Origin of the sequence: Nitrobacter sp. 62-23, assembly GCF_001897285.1 — a bacterium.
GTDB lineage: Bacteria > Pseudomonadota > Alphaproteobacteria > Rhizobiales > Xanthobacteraceae > Nitrobacter.
Window position 1 is genome coordinate 1 of the sequence record NZ_MKSM01000142.1, and the last position, 24,095, is coordinate 24,095.

General features: G+C 64.2%; 20 protein-coding genes. 9 read left to right on the plus strand and 11 right to left on the minus strand.

Annotated features, from left to right (window positions below; genetic code table 11):
- Positions 1-443: 443 nt before the first annotated feature.
- Together BGO16_RS17935 and BGO16_RS17940 are read left to right on the plus strand one after the other, a co-directional pair.
- A complete protein-coding gene (locus tag BGO16_RS17935; RefSeq protein ID WP_292620515.1) occupies positions 444-1,097 on the plus strand; it encodes a c-type cytochrome in 654 nt (217 codons plus the stop codon).
- Positions 1,094-2,074, plus strand: coding sequence for a c-type cytochrome (locus tag BGO16_RS17940; protein ID WP_292620516.1), 981 nt, complete (start codon positions 1,094-1,096; stop codon positions 2,072-2,074). The genes BGO16_RS17935 and BGO16_RS17940 overlap by 4 nt, the downstream gene beginning before the upstream one ends.
- Before the next feature lie 47 nt (positions 2,075-2,121).
- On the opposite strand, the gene BGO16_RS17945 is transcribed toward BGO16_RS17940, so the two are convergent.
- A complete protein-coding gene (locus BGO16_RS17945) occupies positions 2,122-2,958 on the minus strand; it encodes a SprT family zinc-dependent metalloprotease (RefSeq protein WP_292620517.1) in 837 nt (278 codons plus the stop codon).
- Positions 2,959-3,438: 480 nt separating this feature from the next.
- Positions 3,439-4,773 (minus strand): polyhydroxyalkanoate depolymerase, encoded by a 1,335-nt coding sequence (gene phaZ, locus BGO16_RS17950; RefSeq protein WP_292620518.1) that lies wholly within the window; start codon positions 4,771-4,773, stop codon positions 3,439-3,441.
- 297 nt (positions 4,774-5,070) lie between these two features.
- Here phaZ and BGO16_RS17955 point away from each other — a divergent pair, with 297 nt between their 5' ends.
- Both BGO16_RS17955 and BGO16_RS17960 read left to right on the plus strand, forming a co-directional pair.
- Entirely contained in the window at positions 5,071-6,411 is a 1,341-nt protein-coding gene (locus BGO16_RS17955) for an ActS/PrrB/RegB family redox-sensitive histidine kinase (protein WP_292620519.1), read from the plus strand.
- A 91-nt stretch (positions 6,412-6,502) separates the two neighbouring features.
- On the plus strand, positions 6,503-7,057 hold the full coding sequence (locus BGO16_RS17960) for an ActR/PrrA/RegA family redox response regulator transcription factor (RefSeq protein WP_292620520.1): 555 nt from the start codon (positions 6,503-6,505) through the stop codon (positions 7,055-7,057).
- A gap of 13 nt (positions 7,058-7,070) precedes the next feature.
- On the opposite strand, the gene BGO16_RS17965 is transcribed toward BGO16_RS17960, so the two are convergent.
- Positions 7,071-7,562 carry an MmcB family DNA repair protein gene (locus BGO16_RS17965; RefSeq protein WP_292620521.1) on the minus strand — a complete coding sequence of 164 codons (492 nt, stop codon included), beginning with the start codon at positions 7,560-7,562 and terminating at the stop codon, positions 7,071-7,073.
- Between the two features lie 127 nt (positions 7,563-7,689).
- On the opposite strand from BGO16_RS17965, the gene BGO16_RS17970 reads away from it, so the two are divergent.
- A complete protein-coding gene (locus BGO16_RS17970; protein ID WP_292620522.1) occupies positions 7,690-8,370 on the plus strand; it encodes an MBL fold metallo-hydrolase in 681 nt (226 codons plus the stop codon).
- A 68-nt stretch (positions 8,371-8,438) separates the two neighbouring features.
- Here BGO16_RS17970 and BGO16_RS17975 read toward each other — a convergent pair whose 3' ends face one another.
- From BGO16_RS17975 to BGO16_RS17995, 5 genes are all read right to left on the minus strand, one after another.
- Complete coding sequence (locus BGO16_RS17975) at positions 8,439-8,855, minus strand: DUF1236 domain-containing protein (protein WP_292620523.1); 417 nt, start codon at positions 8,853-8,855, stop codon at positions 8,439-8,441.
- Positions 8,856-9,020: 165 nt separating this feature from the next.
- Entirely contained in the window at positions 9,021-11,843 is a 2,823-nt protein-coding gene (locus BGO16_RS17980) for a hybrid sensor histidine kinase/response regulator (protein ID WP_292620524.1), read from the minus strand.
- 366 nt (positions 11,844-12,209) lie between these two features.
- Positions 12,210-13,142 (minus strand): zinc metalloprotease HtpX, encoded by a 933-nt coding sequence (gene htpX / locus BGO16_RS17985; protein WP_292620525.1) that lies wholly within the window; start codon positions 13,140-13,142, stop codon positions 12,210-12,212.
- Between the two features lie 214 nt (positions 13,143-13,356).
- Entirely contained in the window at positions 13,357-13,899 is a 543-nt protein-coding gene (locus tag BGO16_RS17990; RefSeq protein WP_292620526.1) for a GNAT family N-acetyltransferase, read from the minus strand.
- A 197-nt stretch (positions 13,900-14,096) separates the two neighbouring features.
- Positions 14,097-15,434: an outer membrane protein gene (locus tag BGO16_RS17995; protein WP_292620527.1), complete on the minus strand. Its 1,338-nt coding sequence runs from the start codon at positions 15,432-15,434 to the stop codon at positions 14,097-14,099.
- A 261-nt stretch (positions 15,435-15,695) separates the two neighbouring features.
- On the opposite strand from BGO16_RS17995, the gene BGO16_RS18000 reads away from it, so the two are divergent.
- Positions 15,696-18,227, plus strand: coding sequence for a ligase-associated DNA damage response DEXH box helicase (locus tag BGO16_RS18000; protein ID WP_292620528.1), 2,532 nt, complete (start codon positions 15,696-15,698; stop codon positions 18,225-18,227).
- 63 nt (positions 18,228-18,290) lie between these two features.
- Positions 18,291-19,031: a ligase-associated DNA damage response endonuclease PdeM gene (pdeM, locus tag BGO16_RS18005; RefSeq protein WP_292620529.1), complete on the plus strand. Its 741-nt coding sequence runs from the start codon at positions 18,291-18,293 to the stop codon at positions 19,029-19,031.
- Here the strand turns inward: pdeM and BGO16_RS18010 are convergent, their stop codons facing one another.
- Complete coding sequence (locus tag BGO16_RS18010; protein ID WP_292620541.1) at positions 19,032-19,895, minus strand: LysR family transcriptional regulator; 864 nt, start codon at positions 19,893-19,895, stop codon at positions 19,032-19,034.
- 96 nt (positions 19,896-19,991) lie between these two features.
- Here BGO16_RS18010 and BGO16_RS18015 point away from each other — a divergent pair, with 96 nt between their 5' ends.
- Positions 19,992-20,927 carry a DMT family transporter gene (locus BGO16_RS18015; protein WP_292620530.1) on the plus strand — a complete coding sequence of 312 codons (936 nt, stop codon included), beginning with the start codon at positions 19,992-19,994 and terminating at the stop codon, positions 20,925-20,927.
- Positions 20,928-20,990: 63 nt separating this feature from the next.
- A complete protein-coding gene (locus BGO16_RS18020; protein ID WP_292620531.1) occupies positions 20,991-22,331 on the plus strand; it encodes a divalent metal cation transporter in 1,341 nt (446 codons plus the stop codon).
- Between the two features lie 18 nt (positions 22,332-22,349).
- Here BGO16_RS18020 and BGO16_RS18025 read toward each other — a convergent pair whose 3' ends face one another.
- Together BGO16_RS18025 and BGO16_RS18030 are read right to left on the minus strand one after the other, a co-directional pair.
- A complete protein-coding gene (locus BGO16_RS18025; RefSeq protein ID WP_292620532.1) occupies positions 22,350-23,141 on the minus strand; it encodes a TIGR02186 family protein in 792 nt (263 codons plus the stop codon).
- On the minus strand, positions 23,138-24,064 hold the full coding sequence (locus tag BGO16_RS18030; RefSeq protein WP_292620533.1) for a sulfite exporter TauE/SafE family protein: 927 nt from the start codon (positions 24,062-24,064) through the stop codon (positions 23,138-23,140). Before BGO16_RS18030 ends, BGO16_RS18025 begins: the two co-directional genes overlap by 4 nt.
- Positions 24,065-24,095 lie beyond the last annotated feature (31 nt).

Genomic DNA, 24,095 nt, shown 5'->3' on the forward strand with positions numbered 1-24,095 from the left:
CAAGCGGGCCGATATCTTCCTCTCTACAATCCTCTTGGCCGCTACCCTGACTTGGTGGATCAATTGAGTCTCGACCCTAGAGCATTTTCCGGCCAAGTGGGTACCGGTTCGCCGTAAGAAAATGCGACGATTTTCAGGGCATGATCCCGAAAAGTGGAAAGCGGTTTTCGGATAAGATCATGCTCGATCAGACGGATAGACCACGTCGGATCTATAACGTAGAAGTCAGGCTTTGGAGCGCAATCTCTGCGGCCGGCTGCGTTCTCGATATTGCGAATGCGGACCGTCTTTTCGCCAATCGCTCGCGTTCTGGCGGAACCAAAATCGGATCTGGCTTTTGTCGTCGAGCGACATTCGCCGCGACGTGCTTTTCTGTCCGGACGAGTATATTTTCTTGCCGATGCGAACCTTGAGATGAAGGCGGGGGCAACAGAATGAGATCGATGGCGGGCGCAGCATTACTGCTTCTCGGCATGTCGGCGCTGCCGGTGCTTGCGGCGGATGGGAAAAACACCACCGCGAACGCGGTCCCCCCCGGAGCGGCGTCATGCGCGCCGTGTCACGGCAAGCAGGGAGAGGGCCAGCCGGCAACAGGCGCGCCGCGTCTTGCGGGTCTCAATGCACAATACCTCGAACGCCAGCTTGCGGGCTTCAAGGACGGCACGCGCAAGAACCGCATCATGATGATGATCGCCTCCGACCTGTCGGATGGCGAGAAGAAGGCTCTTGCGAGCTATTATGCCGATATGGCGACGCCGAAGTCCGAGACCGCGCCGGCCGACGCCGCCGTGATCGCCGCAGGCGCAAAGCTCGCCGCGACCGGCGACTGGTCGAAAGACCTGCCAGGATGCGCGCAATGCCATGGCGCCGCCGGTCTTGGCGTCGGAACCGACTTTCCGCGTCTCGCCGGACAATGGGCCGTCTATATCGAGAAAGCGCTCCAGTCGTGGAAGGCCGGCGATCGCAAGACCGATCCGATGGGCGTGATGGCCAACGTCGCCGGCAAGCTCACCGACGACCAGATCAAGAGCGTCGCCGCCTACTATGAAAGCCTGCCCGTGGCGGCGCCGACCCCTGCATCGGAGACCAAGCCATGACACGCCATCCGGTTGCCTCTTCGATTCCGGCTGCGACCGTTCTTGTCCTTACGGCCGTCGGCTTTGCCGGATACGTTCTGTCGGGCGCAGCAACTCCGGCGACAGGCGCAACGCCTGAGCCGCCTCCGGCGCAAAAAGCCGAAGCCGCGCGTCCCGCCTATACGCCGCCCGCGGAGAGCGACATTCCGGAGGGACCGTTCGGCGACATGATACGGCTCGGCGAGGCAATCTTTCACGACACCCAGCGCAATGCGAAAGGCTTCGTCGGCAACGACCTGAGTTGTGCGAACTGCCACATCGATCGCGGTCGTCAGCCGAATTCAGCGCCGCTCGGCGCGGCCTATCTTCTCTATCCGGCCTATCGGGCCAAGAACGGCCATGTGAATACCTTCCAGGAGCGGCTGCAAGGCTGCTTCCGTTACAGCATGAACGGCAAGGCGCCGCCGTTCAACGACAAGGTGCTGGTGGCGCTGGAGAGCTACGCCTATTTCCTGGCGAAGGGCGGTCCGACCGGCGTCGTGGTCAAAGGCCAAGGCTATCCCAAGCTGAAGGCGCCGGAACAGCCGGCGGACTATGATCGCGGCGCCAAGGCGTATGCGCAACACTGCTCGCTCTGCCACGGTACGGATGGCCAGGGGCAGAAATCGGCCGACGGGCAAACGGTGTTCCCCCCGCTGTGGGGAGCGCGGTCGTTCAACTGGGGCGCGGGGATGGCCTCGATCAACGCCGCCGCCGGTTTCATCAAGGCCAATATGCCGCTCGGTCTCGGCGGCTCGCTGAGCGATCAGGAGGCGTGGGACATCGCGACCTACATGGACAGTCAGGAGCGTCCGCAGGATCCGCGGTTCGTCGACTCGGTCGCGGAAACCCGCAAGCGGTTCCATGACCAACCGACATCGAAATACGGTCTGGTCGTGAACGGCGTGCTGCTTGGCGAGAAGTCGCCGCCGTCAGGGACGGTCAACGCGGCGGATTGAACGCGACGGCGCGGCGCTGGCTGCGACCGACCCATTCTCGGAGTGGATTAATCCTGAATGCCGTAGCGATGGAGATCGTTGCCTTCGGCGTCGAGCCACCGCTTGGCGCGCTCGACGTGATTGCAGATTCGGGCCACCACCTTCCAGAATCGCGGCGAGTGATTCATTTCAACAAGGTGCGCGACCTCGTGGGCGGCGAGATAGTCCAGCACGAACGGCGGCGCCAGAATGAGGCGCCAGGAGAACGACAGCGACCCCGCCGATGTGCACGAGCCCCAGCGGCTCGACTGGTCGCGGATCGAGAGCCGCTTGACCTTGACGTCCAGCATATCGGCGTAGCGTTGCGCGGCTTTTTGCAGGTCGCGCCGTGCTTCGCGCTTGAGAAAGTCGTGCACGCGCCGGTCGAGATGTTCGCACCCGCCGGCGACACAGAGAATCCGCTCGCCGCTGTCACGTGTTTCGGTCCACGCCGTGCCGCGCTCGCCGGCGCGATGCACGATCCGGTGGGCGACGCCGCGCAGCGGAATGATCGCGCCATGGTGGAACGGCGCTGCCTTCGGCAGCCGCCCGAGACGCGCCGCGATCCAGCCGCTGTGGCGTTGCGCAAAGTCCTTGGCCTCTGCGAGCGTTCCTCGCGGCGGCATGGTCAGGATCGCTTCGCGATCACTCGGATGGATTCGCAATGTGTAGCGGCGGGCGCGGCGATGGCGACGCAAGCGCACGGAATAAATCTGGGAGCCGTGCTTAACGAGAAGCCGGGACGGTTCGGCGGGGCGTCGATAGAGAAGTGCGCGGGCCATTTCAGCAAATCCGGGGGCGGGGGTAGCGCCCGGACTTTGCCATAACCGCCGCCAGTCGAATCGCTCGGCGCAAAAACAAATCATTTGCCCAATATACAGTAGGATAGGTCGGCGAAACCTCTACGGGATGCGTATCGGAACAAAATATCTGAGATTCATTCAATCGAATTCGGCGGCTCATTGTCTGAATCTGAAGCCATTCCTTGTGCGCGTTCAAACCGCCCAAATGTACGAGAATTCCAGCAGCTTCGCTGCTGAGGGAATCAAAAGCAGACCTCAAGATTTCTGATTTGATACGTTTTCTTCACGCAAACGGTATCCGTCCTCGGTCAAGCCCGAAGACATGCTTCGCTTGAAAACGCCATGGAGCTACGATTCCGATCCCGAGGGTCGCGCCAGCGCAAAGAGAGCCGCGCCAGCGCAAAGTGGAAACCGGTTTTCGGGCCAGATCATGCTCATCCAGAAGGCCAATAAGTGTCTGACATGAAGCGGGCTGAACCGGACTTTCATCCAGATGGCCGGATTCTTCGATCCAGCGGAGAACGGTTCAAGTGTTATCCAGATTCACTCCGCAGCCGCGCGGAGCGACGCGTGCATCGGCGTTGTGGCGACCGACTGCATGAAATCATTGATGCGCGGCACGATCTCGGACTGGAAGCGCGAGCCGTTGAACACGCCGTAATGGCCGACGCCCTTCTGCACGTAATGAACCCGCCGGCTATCGGAAATCGACGTGCAGAGCGCGTGCGCCGCTTTGGTCTGGCCGAGCCCGGAGATGTCGTCGTTCTCGCCCTCCACCGTCATCAGCGCCACGCGCACGATCTTCGAAGGATCCACGAGCCGGCCGCGATGGGTCATCTTGCCCTCGGGCAGCGCGTGTTTGACGAACACCAGATCGACCGTCTGCAGATAATACTCCGCGGTCAGGTCCATGACCGCGAGATACTCGTCGTAGAAATCGCGGTGCTTGTCGACGAGATCGCCGTCGCCCTTGACCAGGTTCTTGAACAGACTCTTGTGCGCGGCCATGTGACGGTCGAGATTCATGCTGATGAAGCCGTTGAGCTGCAGGAAGCCCGGATAGACATCGCGCATCACGCCGGGATGCGGGAACGGCACCTTGGTGATGACATGGTTGCGGAACCAGTCCGTGCCCTTCTCGGCGGCGAGGTTGTTGACGGCGGTAGGGTTGTTGCGGGTATCGATCGGTCCGCCCATCAGCGTCATCGACAATGGCACGCACGGATCGCCCTCGGCCTCCATCACTGACACCGCAGCCAGCACCGGCACCGACGGCTGGCAGACGGCGATGACATGGACGTTTCCGCCCAGCACATGCAGCATCTCGATCAGGTAATCGACGTAGTCATCGAGATCGAAGCGACCTTCGGAGACCGGCACCATCCGGGCGTCGGTCCAGTCGGTGATATAGACGTCGTGCGTCGGCATGAACGCCGCGACGGTTCCGCGTAGCAGGGTCGCGTAGTGGCCCGACATCGGCGCCACCAGCAGCACGCGCGGCTGCGGCTTGCGCAGCGGACGAATATGCTTGCGGTCGAAGTAGAGCAGACGGCAGAACGGCTTCTCCCAGACCGAGCGAATCTCGATCGGCGTGCGGACGCCGTTGACCTCGGTCTCGTGCAGGCCCCATTCCGGTTTGCCGTAACGGCGGGTGGTGCGCTCGAACAGTTCGCAGCCGGCGGCGACGGTTTTGCCGAACTCGGTGCTCGACCACGGATTGAGCGGGTTCTGAAACAGAATCCTTGTCGCGTCGGTGATGGCGCGAGCCGGATTGAGCGACGCCTGCGCCATTTCGTACATCCAGTACATCGGCGTCGTCATGGTCGGACTGACTTCAGCCGGCATGTCTGGCGGTCGTCCAAATTCACCGATAGGCATTCTGTTCGATCCCCTTTTGCATCGCAGCATAGTGGCCGCTGCGAGACACTGCGTCAATCCGCCTCCGGTCCCTCTGGCTCTACATATAGTAGGTTGACGCTCAGCGCGAGCGCGGATGTGGCGAAAATATCTCCGGTCATCCAGTTCCTCAGCACATATCGGGCGATGCACCCGCTATAATCAAGTTGCCGCATGGATCGAAAGGCATCGGAGAGATGCGCGTCGAAGTCGCGGCTCCTGCCCGCGGACCCTCTCCGCATCGTGAGGGTCATCCGAAAACGCTATAAGCTGTGAGAAATGACCGACGTCGCCGCTTCCGATTTCAACCACCCGCGCCGCTATGTTCGGCTGGATACCATCCTGCGGCTGCGCTGGCTCGCGGCGCTGGGGCAACTCGCGGCGATCTTCGTTGTCGCGCACGGGCTGGAATTCGATCTTCCGATCATTCCCTGCGTGATCATCGTCGGGCTGTCGTCGCTGCTCAATCTGGCTTTGCAGGTTATTTTCGATCCGATGCAGCGGCTCGAGCCGCGCCATGCGGCGGCGCTGCTGGCGCTGAACATCACCGAACTCGCCGCGCTGTTGTTTTTCACCGGCGGTTTGCAGAACCCGTTCTCGTTTCTGTTTCTCGCGCCCGTGCTGATCTCCGCCACGGCATTGCCGACACGGCTGACCATGGCGCTTGGCGCCTTCGCGATCGCCTGCGCGACGGTCCTGGGCTTCACGCATTTGCCGCTGCCGTGGGACGCCGAGGACCCGCTGATCCTGCCGCCGATCTATCTCGCCGGCGTCTGGTTCTCGATCGTGCTCGCGATCGGCGTCACCAGTCTCTACACGTTTCAGGTGACGGAGCAGGCGCGCAAGCTGTCCGACGCGCTGGCGGCGACCGAACTGGTCCTGGCCCGCGAACAGCATCTGACCCAGATCGACGGGCTCGCCGCCGCCGCCGCGCATGAACTCGGAACGCCGCTGTCGACCATCTTCCTGGTTTCGCGCGAACTGGAAAAAGCCCTGCAGGAGAATGGCGCACAGGATCCCCAGCGGCTCGCCGGCGATCTCGGCATCGTGCGGGAACAGGCGCAGCGTTGCCGCGACATCCTCGCCAAGATTGCGCAATTGTCGTCGTCCGGTGCGCCGTTCGACCAGATGCCGTTGTCGACCCTGATCGAGGAAACCGTCGCGCCGCATCGCGACTTCGGCATCGAGATCACGACCGGGGTCACCGCCGCCGGCGACCACGAGCCGGTCGGCATGCGCAACCCCGCGATCCTCTACGGCGTCGGCAACATTCTGGAGAACGCCGTCGACTTCGCCCGCAGCGCCGTCGAGGTCAACGCCTGGTGGAACAGCGATACCGTCGGAATCGTCATTTCCGACGATGGTCCCGGAATCGTCCCCGACATTCTCAAGCGAATCGGCGAACCCTACCTGTCGCGCCGCCGCAGCGTCGGCGATGCGCAAGGCGGGCGCAGCGGTCTCGGTCTCGGGATATTTATCGCCCGCACCCTGCTGGAGCGGACCGGCGCGAGGGTATCCTTCAGCAACCGGACGTTTCCCGACCATGGCGCGGTGGTGCAGATCGTGTGGCCGCGCGTTCGCTTTGAGACATCTAAAACAATCGCGGAGACAACGGCTTAGCTCTCAAAGACCGTGATCGTCATGCGCCATTGCTTGCGGCGCGTTTTTCAGCGCCCATATGTTCAAAGTCAACCAAGCGCGAGGTATCATCGTGAACGCTACTCCCGACGTTTTCCCGCAAGCCGACCGCTCGCTGCTGATCGTCGAGGATGACAAGCCGTTTCTCGAACGGCTGTCGCGCGCCATGGAAACGCGCGGCTTCGAAGTGACCTCATGCGACAGCGTTTCCGACGGTCTTGCGCACATCGGAAAGTCCGCGCCAGCTTTTGCTGTGGTGGACCTGCGTTTAGGCGACGGCAACGGCCTCGACGTGGTCTCGGCCCTGAAGCGTGAGCGCCCCGATGCCCGCGCGATCGTGCTGACCGGCTATGGCAACATCGCCACGGCAGTGACCGCGGTGAAAATGGGCGCCGTCGATTATCTGTCCAAGCCTGCCGACGCCGACGATGTGGTCGCGGCGCTGCTCTCCAGCAACCCGGAGAAGTCCGAACTGCCGCAGAATCCGATGTCAGCGGATCGGGTGCGATGGGAGCACATCCAGCGCATTTACGAGATGTGCAATCGCAACGTGTCGGAGACGGCGCGGCGTCTCAATATGCATCGCCGCACCTTGCAGCGCATTCTGGCGAAGCGCGCGCCACGCTGAGGCTTCTCGAACGCTAAAACTCTCCTCCGGCATGACCTTGCGGATCGGCAAGGCGATTGAGGCGCTGGGCCGCCGCCAATGCGAAGCGCAGCATCATTGCCTTGCGCGTCGGCGCCGCCAGGCGATGTTCCGGCGCTTCGCAATGCAGATGGGCGCCGTAGGCGTCGGCGACGATCAGGCCGGTGTCGGTGGGGAAAATCCCGCACGGCAGGTCGCGCGTGAAGGCGAAGAACAGGCGGTCGCAATGCGCGCGGTAATCCCGCCACTTTCGATCGGCACGCAAATCCTCGACCGACGACTTGATTTCGACGATCCAAATCTCGCCGCTCGCATTCAGCGCCACCAGATCAGCGCGTCGTCCCGACGGCAGCGGCAACTCGCTGACGCAGGAAAATCCCAGCGATCGCAACAGCCTTCCCGTTCCGCGCGCAATCGCCAGCGCCGTCTCCGACTGGCGGCGGTCCGGCGGAGGGATGACGGCGAGGCGTGCGGTGTTCGACTCCATTGCGACAGCATCATAACAAATAAACGCGAATGCAGGCGATGTTCGTGTTTTTGACGTGCCGGGGAGTATAATCGGCCACGCCGCTCAATTCGCTTGGCGGCACCGAAACAACCGGCATTGTGCACGCATGACCCAAGAGAGCCAATCCGACGACCGCACCACGACAAAAGCCGGCGTCACCATCATCCCGGTGACGCCGTTCCGGCAGAATTGCACGCTGTTGTGGTGCGAGACCACCAGGGACGCCGTGGTCATCGATCCCGGCGGAGATGTTCCGCTCATCAGGCGCACCATCGAAAAAGCGGGCGTTAGCGTCAGACAAATCTGGCTCACGCATGGTCATATCGATCATGTCGGCGGTGCTGCGGAATTGCGCGACGCGCTGAAGGTCCCGATCGAGGGACCGCACATCGCCGACGGGTTCCTGCTCGACCTGGTGGTCGAGAGCGGACGCAATTACGGCATGACCGGCATGCGCAACTTCACGCCTAATCGCTGGCTCGAAGAGGGCGACCGGGTCAAGGTCGGCGAACTCGAATTCGACGTTCTTCATTGCCCCGGCCATTCGCCGGGCAGCGTGGTTTTTTTCAACAGGGAAATGGGCTTCGCGCATGTCGGCGACGTTTTGTTCAACGGCTCGATTGGCCGCACCGACCTGCCCGGCGGCCATCATGCCACGTTGATCAAATCCATTACCGACAAGCTGCTGCCGCTCGGCGACGACGTCGCATTCATCTGTGGACACGGCCCGGGATCGAGCATCGGCCATGAGCGAACAAGCAACCCGTTCCTGATCGGCTGCGCATGAGACCGCATCCCTGAACGCAAAGAGGCCGCCCGCGGCGGCCTCATCCACACTGCATTATTAAGACGGCGTCATTCGATGACATCGACGATCCGGTGGGTCCTGGGATCAACCAGCACGGTCCGATCGTTCACTACCGTGTAGCGATATTGCGGTGCGCCGTATTCGGCCGGAACCTCGTAATAGGTTACGCCGGCTTCCGGCAAGACTGCACCGACGCGAACGTCCTCGCGATAGTGGTAGGACGGACGGTGTTGTTCGACCACATAGTGGCGGAAGCGCGGACGCTGGTCGACGCCCAGTACACCGGCGACGCCGCCGACAACTCCGCCAATGGTTCCGCCAACGACGGCGCCCACCGGCCCTGCGGCCCGTTCACCTTCGCGGGCACCCTGCTCGATGCCGCCCGGTACACCCTGGGCGATGGCAGAGGCTGGAAGCACCAGGGCGACCGCAATCGCAGCAGTTCCGATAACGCGACGGATCATAAAATTTCCTCCGATGGTGAATGTTGCGGAGGAGAAAAGTCCGGGCTTGGGCATTCGTTCCGCCGGTTTTTACCGGCAAACTGCGTCTGAGCAGGGAACAATTCGCTTCGATCGTATCTGGATATTCCGCGCTCACGATGACGGCGCCGAACGCGCTGCTCTACATCAGCTTGAGATGATGTCGCGCACGCGCTGCGACAGATGGCCGAGATCGAACGGCTTGGTGATCATATCCATGCCGGGTTGCAGAAAGCCTTCGGCGTTTGCGGCGTTCTCGGCATAGCCGGTCATGAAGAGGATCTTCAGGTTAGGTCGCAGTTTCCGCGCCTGATCCGCAAGCTGGCGGCCGTTCATGCCGGGCAGCCCGATGTCCGTCAGCAGAAGATCGACGGGTTTGTCCAGTTGCAGAATCCGCAGGCCTGCCGCTCCGTCCGGGGCCTCGCGCGTCCGGTAGCCCTGATCGTGCAGCATCTCGACGATGATGCCGCGCACGACCGGCTCATCCTCGACGACCAGCACGGTTTCGCCGGTCGCAGAGACCCTGTCCCTGTTGACGGGCACTTGATCGGCCTCGGGAACGCCGTTGTGGCGTGGCAGGTAAAGCCTGATCGACGTGCCTCGTCCTGGCATGGTGTCGAGAGAGATGTGGCCGTTCGACTGCCGGATGAATCCGTAGATCATCGACAGGCCGAGTCCGGTCCCCTGGCCGATTGGTTTTGTGGTGAAGAACGGATCGAAAGCGCGCTCCGCCACGTCGGCGGTCATGCCCGTTCCGGTATCGGCGACGGTGATGCAGACATAGTCGCCCGGCGGGATGGCGGAGGAACCGGTGTCATCGGCGCGAACGGTCGTGTTGGCGGTGGCAATCGTGAGCTTGCCGCCGCCCGGCATGGCGTCCCGCGCGTTGATGGCGAGATTGAGCAGCGCGCTCTCAAGCTGGTTCGGGTCGCACAGCGTTGGCCACAACCTTTCGGACGACAAGATTTGCAGATTGATGGTTTCGCCGATGCTTCTGCGCAGCAGGTCCTCCAGCGACAGGATGAGCTGATTGGCGTCCACGGGCTTCGGCACCAAAGGCTGTCTGCGGGCGAACGCCAGCAGCCGGTGCGTCAGCGCCGCGGCCCGGTTGGCTGAAGCCATCGCTGCCTCGATGTAGCGTCCGACGCTATCGGTCCGTCCCTGACCAAGGCGCGTCCGCATCAGATCCATCGAACCGACGATGCCGGTAAGCAGGTTGTTGAAGTCGTGAGCGATGCCGCCGGTCAACTGGCCGACCGCCTCCATCTTCTGCGATTGACGCAGCGCGTCCTCCGCCGCTCTCAAGCGCTCGGCCGCGGCCTTCTCCGCGGTGACGTCGCGCGCCACGGCGTAGATCAGGTCCTGATCCGGGACCGCGGTCCAGGACAGCCACCGGTATGTGCCGTTCTTGTGGCGAAGCCGGTTTTCGAACCGCATCGTGGCCTTGCCGCGCGCGAGGCGACGGACTTCGACCCGCGTCTTGACAATGTCTTCGGGGTGCTCGATCCATTCCGCGGTACGCTCCAGCAGCTCGTCCTCGCTCCAGCCGAGCGTCCTGGTCCAGGCGGGGTTGACAGACCGCCAGATGCCGTCGTGGTCCGTAACCAGCAGCAGATCCTGCGACACGTTCCAGATCCGGTCGCGCTCGCGGGTTTTCTTCTCGACGCGATCGGCGAGCGTCGCGTTCAGTTCGGCGAGTTCGCCGGCGATCCGCTTCTGATCGTGGACATCGGTGTTGGTGCCGATCCAGCGGGTAATGCGGCCGTCTTCGTCGCGCGCCGGCACCGCGCGCGTCAGAAACCAGCGATAGCTGCCGTCGGCCCGGCGCAGCCGGAATTCGATCTCATAGGGCTCGCCGCTGCTCACCGCACGGGTCCACGCCGCCAGCGCGGCAGATGCGTCGTCCGGATGGACCACCTTGTCCCAGTGTTTGGCGCCGAACTCACCAGGCCTCGCGCCGACATAGTCGTAGACGCGCGGGTTGAACCAGTTGAACGAGCCGCTAGGCGTCGCGGTCCAGACGTGATGCGGCAACGCTTCCGCAAGCGTGCGGAATTCCTCCTCGCGCTGGCGGATAGCGCGCTCCGCTTCGACCTGGTCGGTGACGTCGATATGCGCGCCGAACAACCGCACCGCATTGCCGTCGGCGTCGCGCTCGATTACCGATCGCGCGGAAATCCAGCGGGTCTCGCCGTCGTTCGGCCTGATGATGCGGTAGCGCACCGCATATTCGCGATCACCGCCCCGCACCGCATCAATGAACTGCCCTTCGGCGACCGCACGGTCATCGGGATGGACGCGGCGCAGCCAGTCCTCGTGGTTTTCGTGAACGGCTTCCGGGGGAAGGCCGTGGATCTTCAAATATTCTGGTGACTTGCGGCTGCGATGACCGGTTCGCAGGTCAACCTCGAGACCGCCGATCCGGCCGATCGCCTGCACGCGTGCGAGTTCGGTCTCCCGCTCCTGCAAGGCAATCTTGGCGAGATGCTCGCGCGTGACGTCGCGGCACACCGCGAGCACCCCGCCGACGCCCCTCTCATCGTGAATCGGACTGAAGCCGTAGGTCCAGTAGACCTGCTCCAGCTTGCCGTGGCGGGTCACCGGAACGAGCTGGTCCTCATGCCAGGTCGCGCCGCGGCCGGCCATGACGTGTTCGATCTGGGGACCGATGATGTCCCAGCTCTCGACCCAGCACTCCCGGCCCTTTCGGCCGAGCGCGTGGGGATGCTGCTCCGGTCCCATGGTCTGGCGGCAGGCGTCATTATAGAACTGGATCAGGTCCGGCCCCCACCAGATGAACATCGGGTGGCTGGAGTTGAGTATGATGCAAACCGCCGTGCGCAGGCTCTGAGGCCAGGTTTCGGGAGCGCCGACCGATGTGGCGGCCCAATCGAACCGTCGGGTCAAATCACCCACCTCCCCGCCGCCGGCGAGGAAAGCTCTCGAACTGTTACCTGCCTTCTCCAGCATCGAACGGATAGGTCGTTGGACGGCCCGGCCTCCACGGGCGATCGCGGATGCCCTGGCACCAAGTCACAATTGGAACGAAACGCCGCATGCGGCCTTTTGGTTCCAATTTTATTTTTGCAAGTCCGGGGTTTGAGGTTATTGGCGTTTTCAGGCCGGCCGGATCTTCGCCGGCCTTTGTGCGCAGGCGCCGCGCGCCGGCTCTATCAATGACCTCCCGGGAGGTGTGCGACACATCGGAGGATGCCGGAGCGCCCCGGCTCCGGCTGGAGCCTTTCCGCTTCTGATTCCATCAGAAGCGAAGCTTTATATTTTTGATTCGACGCGTTTTCTTGACGCGAACCAGCATCCACTTCGCTTGAGAATGCTCTAACCCCAGGGTCCGCGGGAACGCGATTGGCCGCCCCAAGGACCGCCCGAACCGCTATTTGGCGCGGGTCCCGGACCGGATGCGGCGCTCCCGGATGGCCCGGCCAGTCTCTGCAACGCCGCGATCCGGTTCTCGGTCGAAGGGTGGGTGGCGAACAGATTGTCCATGCCGCGCCCCGACAGCGGGTTGATGATGAACATGTGCGCGGTGGCGGGGGCGCGTTCCGCCTCCATGTTCGGCACCTGATGTGCGGCATTGTCGATCTTCGCCAGCGCCGAGGCGAGCCACATCGGCTGGCCGCAGATGCGCGCGCCCATCTCGTCGGCGGCGTATTCGCGGGTCCGGCTGATCGCCATCTGCACCAGCATGGCGCCGAGCGGCGCGAGGATCATCATCGCCAGCGAGCCGATGAGACCGGGCCCGTTGTTGTCGCGGTTGCCGCCGAAGAACATGCCGAACTGCGCCAGCATCGAGATCGCGCCGGCAAACGTCGCGGTGATGGTCATCAGCAGCGTGTCGTGATGCTTGATGTGTGCGAGTTCATGCGCGATCACGCCTGCCAGTTCCTCGCGGCGCAACGACTGCATCAGGCCGGTCGTCACCGCCACGGCGGCGTTCTCCGGGTTGCGGCCGGTGGCGAAGGCGTTGGGTTGCGGATTGTCCATCAGGAACACGCGCGGCATCGGCAGTCCGGCGCGGGCGGCGAGTTCGGCCACCAGCCGGTGCAGGTCCGGCGCCGTCGCGGCGTCGACCTCATGGGCGCCGTACATCGACAGCACCATGCGGTCGGAGTTCCAGTAGGCGAAGATATTGGTCGCGCCCGCGACGACGAGCGCGATCATCGCGCCGCTGGCGCCACCGATCAGATAGCCCACGCCCATGAACAGGCCGGTAAGGCCCGCCAGCAGGATCGCCGTTCGAAAATAGTTCATCGAACTCCTCAAAATCGTCCCCAGAAATGGGGTGGCACCACAGAACATGGGAATTGTGGATCGGGCCGCGCAAGTGCGGCGGCCCGTCGCGGCGATCTTCCGAAGCAGCCTGTAGCCGGACCAGGCGTGGCTCAGGTCCCGTCGGAGTTTTTGGTTGCCGCGCGAAAACAGGTGCGAGGTGGAACCACTCATCTGTGTCGCGATCGTCAGCCGGTCAGGGGCTGACGGGTTTTTCGGGAATCGTCCTGCTGCCGTCGCCGAGCGAAAGCTGCATCATAACGGTATCAAGCCAGCGGCCGAACTTGAGGCCGACCGAGGGGTGGGTGCCGATCATCGCGAAGCCGGCGCGCGCATGCACCCCGATCGATCCGGCATTGGCGGAATCGCCGATCACCGCGATCATCTGGCGATAGCCGCGCGCCTCACACTCGGCGATCAGGCGACGCAGCAACTGAATCCCCACGCCGCGGCGATGGACAGCTGGCGCCAGGTAGATCGAATCTTCCACGGTGAAGTGATAGGCCGGCCGCGGCCGGTAGGGACCGGCATAGGCATAGCCGGCCACGCCCCCGTCCATTTCCACGACCAGATAAGGAAAGCCGCCGTCGCGGAGTAAGCCGAAGCGTCGCGTCATTTCAGCGAGATCGGGCGGGACAAGCTCGAAGGTTGCGGTCCCGAAACGGACGGCATGATCGTAAATCCCGGTGACCGCGGGAAGGTCAGCCTCAACGGCGGCTCGGATCACGGGATCGGACATGGTGCGAAGACTGTTTTGGCATCTGCAAGAGAAGTCGCGGTTTTGGGCAGGCCGCTGCCGCGACGGCGTTGGGTCTGATCTATCCCGAGATCAGCGCATGAAAAAGGCCGCATCGTTTGTAACGATGCGGCCTTCTCGCCCACTCCCCCAAAGCTTTGGCCCTTGCCCCGGACCGTGAAAGTCCGGAGCCGCCGCGATCAGTATTTGGTGACCACCGGCGTATTGAAGTGATAGTTCAATCCGGTGCGGAAGATGTGCTCCTGCGCGCCGGTCGTCAGCGCCACCGACCCCCCGAGGTCGAAACTGTGGTCGCCGAGGTCGACGTAGAGATATTCCGTCGTCGCGGTCCAGTTCGGGCCGAACAGGCCGAGCAGGGTAAACGGCGTCTCGATGCCGCCGCCGACGGTCCAGCCGGTGCGGGTATCCGAGAAGCCCACATTGTTGATCGCGGTCTTGACGTCGCCGTAGGCGAAACCGCCGGTTGCGTAGAACAGCGAGGGGCCGACGGCATAGCCGAGACGGCCGCGCACCGTGCCGAGCCATTGCAGCTTCGAATTGAAGTCGAGCGAAAGGCCTGGCGTGCAGCCGATGCAGGTCCTGTTGTCCTCCATCGTCGAGCCCTGGAAGTCGGTTTCGAGACCAAAAACGATGTTGCCCGACTGCCAGTTGTAGCCTGCCTGCGCGCCTCCGATGAACCCGTGGGGCGCAAGATTGAACAGCACGCCGGTCCCGGTGTTGACGTCCTCTATCGCGGCGCGGTCGCGGCTGGTACCGGTGCCGACATTGCCGCCGAGATAGAAGCCGCTCCAGTTGGCGGTGGCCAACGGCGTGTATGTGCTGTTGCCGCCGATGCGGTAGTTGAGCCCGACGCGGAAGATATTCTCGCGCAACTCGGAATACAGCGTCTGGCCCGCAAACGAGTCGGTGCGGTTGCCGAGATCAAGGTAAAGATATTCGATCTTGCCGGTCCAGTTGCCGCCGAGCGCGGCTTCGACGCCGCTGCCCCAGGTCCAGCCGTCGCGGGTGCCTCTGAACGGGAGTGGCCCGCCAGCGCCGATGACCGTCGTGTTGGCATCGCCGTAGGCGTAGCCGGCGGTAACGTAGGTCAGGGTCGGGCCGGTGACCAGGCCGATGCGGCCGCGGACCGTGCCGAACCAGTCGAGCTTCTGGTTGTACTGGAACGCGCCGGGGATGATGGTCCGGTTGTCGGACATGTCCGCGGCCTGAATGTCGGCTTCGACGCCGATCACGATCGGGCCCAGGAACGAATTGGTCTGCCAGTTGTAGCCGATCTGGCCGCCGCCGACCGCGCCGAGGGGCTGCAGATACAGTGACGTTCCGAGGCCGTTGCCATAATCATGCACAGTCCGGTCGCGGCCAAGCCCGAAGCCGGCATTCACGCCGAGATAAAACCCGGTCCAGTCGTAGACCGGGGCCATCATCGGCGCCTTTGTGTAGGGCCGCGGTGCGAGATCGGCCGCCTGGGCACTCATCGCGGTGCCGGCCAGCAGAACGCCGAGCAGAATTTTTTTCATTGTGTTCCCCGTCTGCGAATGACCCGGGAACTGTACGCCCCGATGGGAAACTTGTCTGTGATGCGGTGGCCACACTTGCCGGGAATGATGCCGTGCAAGGCCGAAAATCCAGCAAAATCAGCGGCCGCATGACGATTCCGGGCACCGCGTCGGCGAGCCGGACGTGGCCGGAGGTCGGGGAGGCGTGCCTGATTCTCTCTCGGAGGGCACACATCGGTCCCGGCCTCGACCGGGCGGGCCGGACGGCCTACCTCTCGGGGCGTGAGAATCGCGGATCGCGAAGAGCAGTCTCCGCTGCCCGACGGCTTCCTGCGCTGGTTTGCGGTGCGGGGATGGTCGCCGCGCGCGCATCAACTGGCCTTGCTGCGAAAGACACGAGAGGGTCGCTCGGTGCTGCTGATCGCGCCGACCGGCGCCGGCAAGACGCTGGCGGGATTTCTGCCGACGCTGGTAGAGCTTTCTTGCCCGCCCTCTCCCGCGAGGGGAGAGGGGAGCAAAAGCCGGGCCCTCCACACGCTCTACATCTCGCCGCTGAAGGCGCTGGCGGTCGATATCGCCCGCAACCTCGAAGCTCCGATCGCCGAGATGGAGCTGCCGATTAGGGTCGAGACCCGCACCGGCGATACGCCGGTGTCGCGGCGCCAGCGCCAGCGGCGCTATCCGCCCGACATCCTGCTGACCACCCCTGAGCAGATGGCGCTGCTGTTGGCGTCGGACGATGCGCCGTTCCTGTTCTCGTCGTTGCGCCGCGTGGTGCTCGACGAACTGCATGCGCTGGTGACCTCGAAACGTGGCGACCTGTTGTCGCTCGCGCTGGCGCGGCTGTGGCGGCTCGCGCCGCGGATGCGCACGATCGGACTGTCGGCGACGGTGGCGGAGCCGGAGTCGCTGGCGCGATTTCTGGTGCCGCAGCGAGGCGAGGCGAACGCCGCCGACATCGTCACAGCCGGCGGCGCGGCCGCTCCCGTCGTGGAGATGCTCGACACCCGCGAGCGGCTGCCATGGGCCGGGCATTCGGCGCGCCATGCACTAGGGGAGGTCTACGATCTCATCAAGCGCAACAGGACCGCGCTGGTGTTCGTCAACACCCGCAGCCAGGCCGAGATGCTGTTCCAGGATCTCTGGCGCATCAATGACGACGGTCTCGCCATCGCGCTGCATCACGGCTCGCTCGATGTCGCGCAGCGCCGCAAGGTGGAGCAGGCGATGACGGCGGGCCGCCTGCGCGGCGTGGTCTGCACCTCCTCGCTCGATCTCGGCGTCGATTGGGGCGACGTCGATCTCGTCATCAATATCGGCGCGCCGAAAGGCTCGTCGCGGCTGATGCAGCGCATCGGTCGCGCCAATCACCGTCTCGATGAAGCCTCGCGCGCGGTGCTGGTGCCGGCCAACCGCTTCGAGGTGCTCGAATGCCGCGTCGCCATCGATGCGGTGAATGAGAACGCGCAGGATACGCCCCCCTTGCGCTCCGGCGCGCTCGACGTGCTGGCGCAGCACGTGCTCGGTTGCGCTTGCGGCGAGCCGTTCCATGCCGATCGACTCTATGACGAGGTGCGCACCGCGGCGCCCTACGCCAATCTCACGCGCGCCGATTTCGACAACGTGATCGATTTCGTCGCCACCGGCGGCTACGCGCTGAAAACCTATGAGCGCTTCGCTCGCATCAGGCAGGACAAGGACGGCCGCTGGCGCGTCGCCAATCCGCGCGTCCGGCAGAGCTATCGCCTCAACGTCGGCACCATCGTCGAGGAGGCGATGCTGAAGGTGAAGCTGGTGCGCTCGCGGCACCGCGGTTCGGGATCGACCGGTACGATCGCGCGCGGTGGGCGCATGCTGGGTGAGATCGAGGAATATTTCATCGAGGGACTTGTTGCCGGCGACACCTTCGTATTCGGCGGCGAGATCGTGCGCTACGAGGCGCTGGTCGAGGATCAGGTCTACGTCTCGCGCGCCAATGACGACCATCCCAAGGTGCCTTCCTACATGGGCGGCAAGTTCCCGCTCTCGACCTATCTCGCCGAACGGGTCCGCAATCTGCTGGACGACAAGCGCGCATGGAACGGCCTGCCGGATCAGGTGCGGGAATGGCTGTCGCTGCAGGCATCGTTCTCGCGCGTCCCTCATGCGCGCGAGATGATCGTCGAGACCTTTCCGCGCGCCGGCAAGCACTATCTGGTCTGCTATCCCTTCGAGGGGCGGCTCGCGCACCAGACGCTCGGCATGCTGCTGACGCGGCGGCTGGAGCGGATGCGCGCCCGCCCGCTCGGCTTCGTCGCCAACGAATACGCGCTGGCGATCTGGATGCTCGGCGATGCGTCATCGATGATCCGCCACGCGCGCCTCGATCTCGACGCGCTGTTCGATCCCGATATGCTGGGCGACGATCTCGAGGCGTGGCTAGCGGAGTCCGCGCTGATGAAGCGCACCTTCCGCAGTTGCGCGATCATCTCCGGGCTGATTGCGCGGCGCTTCACCGGCGAGGAGAAATCGCGGCGGCAGGTTCTGTTCTCGACCGATCTGGTCTACGACGTGCTGCGCAAGCACCAGCCGGATCACGTGCTGCTGCGCGCGGCGAGGGCGGACGCCGCGACCGGACTGCTGGATATCCGCCGCCTGAGCGATATGCTGGCGCGTATCAAGGGCCGCATCACCCACAAGCCGCTCGACCATATTTCGCCGCTCGCGGTGCCGGTGATGCTGGAGATCGGCCGCGAGGCGGTCTATGGCGAGGCGTCGGACGAGTTGCTGGCGGAAGCGGCCGAGGATCTTGTCAGGGAAGCGATGGAGCGGTGATGCCCTCGCGGCCCATATTTGCCGGGTTCCCTTGGTCTCGGCTCTTTTCGGAAGATCGTTCGCATGATCTATGAAAACGACGAGCCTCTTTCCGATTCGGATCATCTCTTGAGCGTGCTGGCCATCAACGACGCCCTTCCGGGCTCCCCCCTGCTGGTCGCAGCCGTCGAGTTTGTGGCCCATCTCTCAGGCGCGTTGTTCTGGGAACAGGAGCGTCTGCTCGTCGTCTCCGACCTGCATCTCGAAAAGGGCTCGAGCTTCGCGACCCGCGGCGTGCTGCTGCCGCCCTATGACACCCAGGCGACGCTTGCGCGGCTCGCGACTGTCGTCGCGCATTATGATCCGCGCATCGTGATCGCGCTCGGCGACAGCTTTCACGATCGCGATGCGCACGAGCGGCTGTCGGCGGCGGATCGCGATGCGCTGGCGGCTCTGCAGGCGCCGCGTGACTGGATCTGGATTTCCGGCAATCACGATCCGGCGCTGCCGTCCGATCTCGGCGGCGTGGTCGCAACCGAGGTGGCGCTGGGCGGGATCGTGTTCCGCCACGAGCCGACAGGTGAGGTCGGAGAAATCGCAGGTCACCTGCATCCAAAGGCGCGGGTCTCGACGCGTGGCCGTTCCATGGAGCGGCGCTGCTTTGCGAGCGACGGCGAGCGCGCGGTGATGCCCGCGTTCGGCGCCTATGCGGGGGGCCTCAGCATTCGCGATCGGGCATTCGCCCGAATCTTCTCGACCGACTTCGTCGCGCATGTGCTCGGCGACAGCCGGATGCACGCGATCGCCGCATCGCGCTGCTGTTGATCACGCCGCCTTCGCCTGTACCGAATTGCAGAAATCCGCCAGCAGATCGGCGACGCGCAGCGTGGCCGGGCTCGCCTCCGGCGTAGCCATCAGCGCCACTTCGGTTTTGTCGATCGGCGCAAAGCCGTCTTTTGCGGTCAGGACCCGATGCGCGGGCTGGATCGCGATCTCGGAGAGAAGGCCCAGGCCCAGGCCGGCGGCGACCGCGGCCTGGATTCCCGCGAGGCTCGAACTGGTATAGGCCATGTGCCAGGTGCGGCCCGCGCTTTCGATGGCGTGAATGGCGCCGGCCCGATAAAGGCAGCCGGGCGGAAAGCCGATCAGCGGAACGGATTGCGTTTCCGGATCGACGGGATGGACCTTGCTCGTCACCCAGTGGACCCGCTCCGGCCACACGCCGATGCCGCCCTTCTCGCCCGCGGGCCGCTTGAGCAAAGCGAGATCGAGTTCGCAGCGTTCGAGATCGCGGCGCAGACACATGCTCTGGTCGGCGCGGACGTCGAGCCGCAGACCGGGATGCGACCGCTTGAAACTCGCCAGCAATTCGGTCAGGCGATAGGCGGCAAAGTCTTCGGGAATTCCGAGCTTGACGACGCCTTCGCCTTTCGGCCGCGCCAGCATGTCGCGAGTTTCCTCCGCCAGCGCCAGCAGCCGCCGCGCGTAAGCCAGCAGCCGCTCGCCATCCTCGGTAGGCACGACTTTCTTGCCGATGCGGTTGAGCAGGGGACGGCCGAAATCGTCCTCGAGACGCTTGATCTGCTGGCTGACGGTCGACTGGGTGCGATGGACGCGCTCGCCGGCGCGGGTGAAGCCCCCGGCGTCAACCACGGATACGAAACTGCGCAACAGCTCCAGATCCAGCATGGCTCTCACCATTCGAAAATCAACTGATTATTATTTTATCATTTAATTTCCAAATGACAAGGCCCAGGCCTAAATGGAGGCAAAGGAGACTTCCCAATGTCCCTCATGTCGCCCTCCCTTGCCTCGCCCACCGCATCACGCTCCGCCTTCAACACGCTGCCGCTCGCCATTGCCGCGTTCTGCCTGCTGTGGAGCTTCGCCTTCGTCGCCGGCAAGATCGGCGTCACCAATTGTCCGCCGCTGATCCTGCTCACGGCGCGATTTCTGCTGGCGGGCATCCTGATATTCGGCATTGCCATGCTGCGCGGCGAGGGCTGGTCACTCTCCCGCCACGATGTCGCGACCTTTGCGCTGCTCGGCATCGCCAACAATGCGTTGTATCTCGGTCTTGGCTATATCGGCCTGCAAACCGTATCGGCCGGTCTCGGCGGCCTGATCGTCAGCGCCAACCCGGTCTTCACTGCGGTGCTGGCCGCGGTCTTTCTCGGCGAGAGTCTGACCTGGCGCAAGATCGTTGGCCTGCTGCTCGGCGTCGCCGGCGTGGCCTTCATCGTCTGGGATCGCATATCGGTCGGCACCGACAGCCTGCACGGGGTTGCGTTCACGCTGGCTTCGCTGGCCTCGATCGTGGCCGGCACCATTTTGTTCAAGCGGCTCGCGCCGAAAGGCGATCTCTGGCTCGGCAACGGCGTCCAGAATCTGGCTGGCGGCGTCGTGCTGCTGCCGTTCGCATCAACGCTGTCTGATGTCGGCGACATCGTGCCGAGCTGGCGCCTGCTGGCGGCGTTTGCCTATCTCGTGTTGTGCGGCTCGATCCTCGCCTATGTGCTGTGGTTTCATCTGCTCAAGGTCTGCGGCGCGACCGCGGCAAGCGCCTATCACTTCCTGATGCCGCCGCTCGCCATGTTGTTTGCCTGGCTGGTGCTCGGCGAGCACCTCGCGCTCCGCGACCTGCTCGGGATCGTTCCGGTGGCGCTCGGCATCTATCTCGTCACCCGTCACGCTGCCGGTTCGGTACAGCCTGCCCGCTAGCAGGCCGCTGTGTTCCGGAACTGGCACCGGCCGGCCGCGTTGTCTGGCGCGGCTGGAGCGGGAATGGAACGTTCAAAAGCGGTACGCGAAAAAATTGAGGCGCTGGGCACATCCAACCCGTCTTTGAAAGGCGAGGGTCGGGAGCCGCTTCGGTGGCGCGCTATCCTCAAAACGCTCGGTCCGGGCCTCATCACCGGCGCGGCCGACGACGATCCCTCCGGCATCGGCACCTACAGCCAGACCGGCGCGCAGCTCGGCTATGGCGCGAGCTGGACCATGGTGCTGACGTTTCCCCTGATGGCGGCGATCCAGGAAATTTCCGCGCGCGTCGGGCGCGTCACCGGACACGGCATCGCCGGCAATGTCTGCCGCCACTATCCTGCGGGCCTGCTGAACGGCATCGTCGCGCTGCTGTTTATCGCCAACACCATCAACATCGCTGCCGACCTCGGCGCCATGGCGGATGCGTTCAAGCTGCTGTTCGGCGGTCCCGCCTTTGCCTACGTGCTGCTGTTCGGCGTCACGTCGGTGGCGGCGCAGATTTTTCTCGATTACGCCCGCTATGTCGCGGTCCTGAAATGGCTGACGCTGAGCCTGTTCGCCTATGTCGGCGCGCTGGCAGTGGCGCATGTGTCCTGGGGCGAGGCGGTCGCGGGCCTGCTGATCCCGCGCGTGGAATTCAACGCGTCGTTTCTCACCACCGTCGTCGCCATCCTGGGCACGACGATCTCGCCCTATCTGTTCTTCTGGCAGGCTTCGCAGGAGGCCGAGGACCAGCGCGTCGATGTCGCGAAACAGCCGCTGGTCCACAGGCGCCACGGCGCGCGGCAGGAGTTCAACCGCATCCGCGCCGACACCATTGTCGGGATGGCTTTTTCCAGCCTGATCGCGATCGCGATCATTCTCACCGCCGCTGCGACGTTTCATGCCGCCGGCAAGACCGACATCGAGACGTCGGCGCAGGCCGCGGAAGCGTTGCGGCCGATTGCGGGCCACTTCGCGGAAGTGATCTTCGCGCTCGGCATCGTCGGCACCGGATTGCTGGCGATTCCGGTGCTGGCGGGCTCGGCCGCCTACGCCATCGGCGAGGGCCGGCGATGGCCGGTGGGGCTGGCGCGCAAGCCGAAGGAGGCGGCCGCGTTCTATGGCGTGCTGGCGCTATCGGCGGCGATCGGAATCGCTCTCAACTTCACGCCGGTTGACCCCATCCAGGCATTGTACTGGAGCGCGGTCATCAACGGCGTGCTCGCGGTACCGGTGATGGTGCTGCTGATGGCAATGGTACGCCGCCGCGACGTCATGGGCAGGTTTGTCGTTACCGGAAAACTGTATTGGCTGGGCTGGCTCGCCACGGCGGTGATGGCCGCCGGAGTTGCCGCGATGGGCGTCGCATGGGCGCTATAGCGCGCCATGGATTGACCGTCAGTCCCTGCGGAAGACGATCGATGCCATCCAGCCGGCCATCAACCCCATGCACGCCGTCGCCACGCCATAGAGGAGGCCGTGCTGCCGGGCGGTGGTGGCGACGAATTGCTCGAAGCCGACCTTGACGATTTCGAACGCGGTCTCGGTCTTTGCGATCAGCGCGCCGTCGGCGAGGAGCTTGATTCCAACGGTGTAGGTGCCGGTCGGCACCTCCGCGGGGAGCGGAATGCCGGTGCGGAACAGGGTCGGCGTCAGGAAGGTCACCGCCGAGGTGTTCTCCTGGTACAGGCCGAGGTCGGTGCGCAGCCGTATGAAAGCGCGGCGGAACGGGTCGCTCGCCACAACGTCGGCATAGTCGGGACCGACGCGTTGTGTCAGCAGCACGTTGTTCAGTCCGAGTTGCTGTCGGCGCAGGATGTCCGGCGTGGCGATCTTGTCCAGCGGCCGGTTGGCGAAGATCGCGAGATAGGCGGGTACATTGAGGAATTGTCGGGAATCGGCATTCACCCAGATGCCGAACCAGCGCTCCTTCCGGCGCGTGACCATATCGACGCGCGGGCCGCTGACGGTCACGACGAGATCGTAGCCGGAGCGCGGAACCGGGGTATCGCGCTCGCGCTCGATGGAGCCGAACAGCACCAGTTCCTCCCCTGAATAGTTCGGCGTCACGGTGACGCGATGGTTCGATACCGAGACGATCAGGTGTTCGGCGCGCGCATCGCCCGCGATGAAGGTCACGCCGAGCAGCAGCGCCAGACCCGTCGCCAGGCATATCGCGCGCGTCCTCATGTGCCGCCCGTGGTTTCGCGGACGGTGTAAAGGTCGGCGGGACGAATGCCCAATTCGACCGCAAAGCGGATTCCGACCGCCAGGATCAAGAGCCCGAGCAGCAGGCGCAGGTGTTCGCCGCGGATGCGCTGACCGGCGCGGGCGCCGAATTGCGCGCCGGTCACGCCGCCGGTCATCAGGATCAACGCGAGCACCACGTCGACGAGGTGATTGGTAGCGGCGTGCAGTACGGTGGCGAAGGTCATGGTGACGAGCGTGAGCAGCATGGAGGTGCCGATCACGGTCGATGTCGGTATTCGCAGCAGGTAGATCAGCATCGGCACCAGAATGAAACCGCCGCCGATGCCCATGATTGCGCCGATGAAGCCGATGATGAGCCCGATGGCGACGACCGGGATTGCCGAGAGGTAGATCTTGGACCGCTTGAATCTGACTTTCAGCGGCAGGCCGTGAATCCAGCCATGGGCGCCCGAGCGCCGCAGCGGAACGACCTGGCCGTGCTTGCTTCGCTGTATTGCGCGCAAGCCCTCCCAGAACATCGCCCCACCGACGCCGGACAGCAGCACCACATAGGACAGCGCGATCAGCAGGTCGAGTTGGCCCAGCGAGCGCAGCCGGGTGAAGGTCCAGACGCCGAGCACGGTTCCAGCCATGCCCCCGCATAACAGTACCAGCGCGAGCATCGGATCGATCGCGCGTTTGCGCCAGTAGGACAGCGCGCCGGAGAAGGAGGAGGCCGCGATGTGGCTCGCGACCGTCGCGACCGCAACCGCCGGCGCGATGCCGACAAAGATCAGCAGCGGCGTCATCAGGAAGCCGCCCCCGATGCCGAACATGCCGGATACGAAACCTACCGCCGCGCCCATCGCCAGGATGAGGAACACGTTGACCGGAAGATCGGCGATCGGGAGATAAAGCTGCACGCGCGTTCGTTTTCGCAATTGACCGCGGGCC

What these genes read in the sequence shown, in the direction of transcription:
- BGO16_RS18020 (WP_292620531.1), top strand. Translation starts at nt 20,991, where the DNA reads ATGGAACGTTCAAAAGCGGTACGCGAAAAAATTGAGGCGCTGGGCACA.
- pdeM (WP_292620529.1), top strand. Translation starts at nt 18,291, where the DNA reads ATGATCTATGAAAACGACGAGCCTCTTTCCGATTCGGATCATCTCTTG.
- BGO16_RS17970 (WP_292620522.1), top strand. Translation starts at nt 7,690, where the DNA reads ATGACCCAAGAGAGCCAATCCGACGACCGCACCACGACAAAAGCCGGC.
- htpX (WP_292620525.1), bottom strand. Translation starts at nt 13,142, where the DNA reads ATGAACTATTTTCGAACGGCGATCCTGCTGGCGGGCCTTACCGGCCTG.
- BGO16_RS17980 (WP_292620524.1), bottom strand. Translation starts at nt 11,843, where the DNA reads ATGCTGGAGAAGGCAGGTAACAGTTCGAGAGCTTTCCTCGCCGGCGGC.
- BGO16_RS17935 (WP_292620515.1), top strand. Translation starts at nt 444, where the DNA reads ATGGCGGGCGCAGCATTACTGCTTCTCGGCATGTCGGCGCTGCCGGTG.
- BGO16_RS17975 (WP_292620523.1), bottom strand. Translation starts at nt 8,855, where the DNA reads ATGATCCGTCGCGTTATCGGAACTGCTGCGATTGCGGTCGCCCTGGTG.
- BGO16_RS18015 (WP_292620530.1), top strand. Translation starts at nt 19,992, where the DNA reads ATGTCCCTCATGTCGCCCTCCCTTGCCTCGCCCACCGCATCACGCTCC.
- BGO16_RS17965 (WP_292620521.1), bottom strand. Translation starts at nt 7,562, where the DNA reads ATGGAGTCGAACACCGCACGCCTCGCCGTCATCCCTCCGCCGGACCGC.
- BGO16_RS17940 (WP_292620516.1), top strand. Translation starts at nt 1,094, where the DNA reads ATGACACGCCATCCGGTTGCCTCTTCGATTCCGGCTGCGACCGTTCTT.
- BGO16_RS17955 (WP_292620519.1), top strand. Translation starts at nt 5,071, where the DNA reads ATGACCGACGTCGCCGCTTCCGATTTCAACCACCCGCGCCGCTATGTT.
- BGO16_RS17990 (WP_292620526.1), bottom strand. Translation starts at nt 13,899, where the DNA reads ATGTCCGATCCCGTGATCCGAGCCGCCGTTGAGGCTGACCTTCCCGCG.
- BGO16_RS18010 (WP_292620541.1), bottom strand. Translation starts at nt 19,895, where the DNA reads ATGCTGGATCTGGAGCTGTTGCGCAGTTTCGTATCCGTGGTTGACGCC.
- BGO16_RS17995 (WP_292620527.1), bottom strand. Translation starts at nt 15,434, where the DNA reads ATGAAAAAAATTCTGCTCGGCGTTCTGCTGGCCGGCACCGCGATGAGT.
- phaZ (WP_292620518.1), bottom strand. Translation starts at nt 4,773, where the DNA reads ATGCCTATCGGTGAATTTGGACGACCGCCAGACATGCCGGCTGAAGTC.
- BGO16_RS18025 (WP_292620532.1), bottom strand. Translation starts at nt 23,141, where the DNA reads ATGAGGACGCGCGCGATATGCCTGGCGACGGGTCTGGCGCTGCTGCTC.
- BGO16_RS17945 (WP_292620517.1), bottom strand. Translation starts at nt 2,958, where the DNA reads ATGATTTGTTTTTGCGCCGAGCGATTCGACTGGCGGCGGTTATGGCAA.